We start from the raw sequence: 3,341 nt of genomic DNA, 5'->3' as shown, positions 1-3,341 counted from the left end.
TCCGTCGTGACGACCGTGGCGGTGAGCGTCGTCCGTTCAACCGGGACGACCGTGACAACCGCGGCGGTGGCCGTTCCTTCGACCGCCGTGACGACCGTCGCGACGGCGACCGCGGTGGCCGCACCTTCGAGCGCCGCGACGAGCGCCGTCCGTTCGACCGCGACCGTGACAACCGCGGCGGCGGCTTCAACCGCGACGACCGTGACAACCGCGGCGGCGGCCGTTCCTTCGAGCGCCGTGACGACCGCGGCGGCGACCGCGGCGGCTTCCGCCGTGACGACCGCACCGGTCACCGCGGCAGCGACCGCCCCTTCAACCGCGACCGCCAGGGCGACCGCCCCGGCTTCCGCACCGGCGGCCACGACCGCCCGTACGGCCGCCGCGACGACCACCGGGGCAGCACCGGCACCGGCACCGGCTCGTTCGGCCGCCGCGACGACAAGCCGCGCTGGAAGCGCAACGGCTGACACCGGCCGATGTGACTGAACGCCCTGTGGCCTCCACCGACTCACCGGTGGGGGCCACGGTCGTCTCCCCCCGGCCCGGTCGAAACCCCTTTCCCTCAAGGCGTGAACGGCCGGTATGATCAGCCGACTTCTGAGACGGATGCGGCGCCTGGGGCGAGGGGCACTGAGGGAACGGTGCGCGTCCCGTCTCGTGCTCGCTCTCGGGGAGGGTCTCCTTTGGCTCGTCATGCCTCCGCACGCCTCGGTCTCGTCGCCGCCACCGCCGTACTGGCGGCCGGCCTGAGCCCGCTGCTGCCCTCGACCGCCGTCGCGGACACACCGCAGGAGTCGGTGGTGCCGGCGACGCTTCGCAGCACCTACCTGGGCGGCCGGCTCTACGGCAACTCGACGTACTCCGGCCAGGACGGCGCCGGAGCGCAGGGCGTCTTCCACACCCTGGAGGGGAGCGGGCTGGTCTGGACGCGGTATGCCGACGGCGGTTCCGTGCCCGTGACCCGGCCGTCCGGCGGTTCGGTGCCGGCCACCACGGGCGGCGACGCGCTGGCGTACCGCCACACCGACGGCCGGATCGACCTGGTGGACGCCGCAGACGGCACCACCCGCACGCTTCGGGTGCCCTCGGGCCTGCAGTTCCTCACCGCCTACGCGGATCTGGCGGTGGCCTTCCGCAACGTGACGGACGAGAACGGCACGGCCACGCGCGAGACGCACCTGCTCGTCCCGGACGGCGACGGCGGCACGCGGGACCTTCCGGTCACGGGGGTGCCCGAGGGGCTGTCGCTGGGCCGGCCCCTGGGCGGGGACGCGGACGGGCTGCTGTTCCTGGCCGGCACGCCCGGGCAGTTCGAGGGGTACCGGGCGGTCATGGTGGACCGCGGTACCGGCCGGGTCACGGACATGACGCCGGAGTACCCGGATCCCTACGCCAGGGCCCAGGTCTCCGGGAAGCACGTCGCCCTGTTCACCATCAGCGATCCGTCCGTGCTGGTGTTCGACCGCTCGGACCTGTCCGCCGCCCCGACCGAGGCCGTGCTGGACGGCGGCGGTGTGAATCCCACCCAGGATCTCGTGGTGGTGGGCGACTGGCTGGTCCACCGGCCCAGCTCGGGCACGGGGCTGTTCGCCGAGCACGTCACCAGCGGCTCGCGGGTGACCCTCGCACAGCACTCCTCGTACGGCGTCTCCGCCGCCCCGGACGGCACCGCCGTCGTCTTCGCCACCGGCCCGGACGGCTACGGCGTCCACCGCATCCAGCCCGGCCCCGACGGCACGCCGGTGCTGACCATGGTCAAGGCTCTGCCCAAGCCGCCCGCCAGGATCCGGGGGATCTCCCTGGACCAGGGCCGCCTGGTCGTCGCCGACGACAGCAAGGACGGGGTGCGGGACGACTACGCGCGCACCGTGGCCGCGACCGGCGCACCCCAGTTCGGGGAGCGCTCGTCCTTCACGCCCGGAACCGGCACCGAGGACACGCCCGGCGTCTGCTCCACCGACCCGGCCTGCTCGCGGCTGTTCGGCACCGCCGACGGCAGGGTGGCCTGGATGCGGTACGGCAGCACGGACAACGAGGTCAGGGTCAACGGCCCGGCGGACGGTGACCTCTGGGGCGTGAACATCCCCGGGGAGGGCCGGATCGTCGACGTGTCGGGGCGGTACCTCCTCTACACGGACCCGGGCACGCGGTACGTGTACGAGATCGGCGGCGAAGGAAAGCCCGTCGCCGAGGCGTCCGGCGCCGCCGCGATCTCCGGGGACGTGCTGTGGACGACGGCCACCACCCCGGGCAGCCTCAAGGCGCTGAACCTGTCCACCAAGACGTCCAGCACGGTCACCACCGACGCCGGCTGCACGCCCACCGAAATCCAGGCGCTCGGCCGCTACCTGTACTGGACCTGCGACGGCCGGGCCGGGGTCTACGACCGTACGGCGAAGACCTCGACGCCCGTGCCGACGGGAGAGGCCAAGCTGGGCGACGGTTACGTCGTCACCCACGACCGTGAGGCGGGCAGGCTGACGCTCACGACCGTCGTGGGCGGCACGCCCGTGAGCCGGGTGATCGGCGACCTGCCCGGCGGCGCCGAATCGCTGCGGGACGTGCGCTGGACGGTGGACGAGTCGGGGTCCAACGCCGCGTTCGTCGACGACCGGGAACGCGTCCACCTGGTGCCGTCCGGGGTGCCGCAGCAGCCCCTGCGGCTGCTCGGGCCCGCCCGGAGCGCCGCGCACGTCGTGTCGCGCGAGGGGGACGAGGTCCCGGACACGCTGACCACGGTGCTGCTGTCCAAGCCGTCCGCGAGCTGGCGGCTGACCGTGCGCAACGCGGCGACCGGTCAGGTCGTCGACACCCGCACCGGCGGAGCGGCGCGGGGCGAGCTGAGTGTCGGCTGGGCCGGCCGGGACGCCACGTCGTCCAGGCGCCTCCCCAATGGCTCCTACGACTGGACGCTGTCCGTGGCCCCGGCCGACGGGGTGGGGGCCGCCCTGGAAGTGCGGGGCACGGTCGGGCTGCGCAAGGGCAGCGCCGTGCGCCGTGACCACGCGGGCCCGTCGGGCCACCCGGACGGCATCGGCGACCTGCTCACCCTCAACTCCTCCGGCAGCCTCACCTTCCACCAGGGCACCGGCGAGGGCGGCTTCTCCGGGAAGGCGAGCGGCGGCGGCTGGGCGACGAGCGTGCGGCCGGTGCCGATCGGCGACCTGAGCGGGGATCGCTGCAACGACGTCCTGGTCCGTTTCGGCAGCGGCACGGTGCGCCTGTACCGGCCGGCCTGCGGAGCTGCGCTCAAGCCGTCGACGGCCTACACCACGATCGCGACGGGCTCCGGCTGGAACCAGTACGACGTCCTCACCTCGCCCGGTGACGTCACCAGGGAC

2 protein-coding genes are annotated in these 3,341 nt (G+C 74.0%); one reads left to right on the top strand and one right to left on the bottom strand.

What is annotated here, in order from left to right:
* On the bottom strand, positions 1-470 hold a 470-nt coding region (locus ABZY13_RS16645), incomplete at its 3' end, for a hypothetical protein (RefSeq protein WP_356631235.1).
* 213 nt (positions 471-683) lie between these two features.
* Between ABZY13_RS16645 and ABZY13_RS16640 the strand changes: the two genes are divergently transcribed.
* A partial coding sequence (locus tag ABZY13_RS16640; RefSeq protein ID WP_356631233.1) for a VCBS repeat-containing protein occupies positions 684-3,341 on the top strand: 2,658 nt, incomplete at its 3' end.

It is taken from the genome of Streptomyces sp. NPDC006610 (assembly GCF_040611575.1).
Classification (GTDB): Bacteria; Actinomycetota; Actinomycetes; order Streptomycetales; family Streptomycetaceae; genus Streptomyces.
The sequence above is the reverse complement of the archived record's forward strand: the minus strand, read 5'-3'. Positions and strand labels throughout refer to the sequence as shown.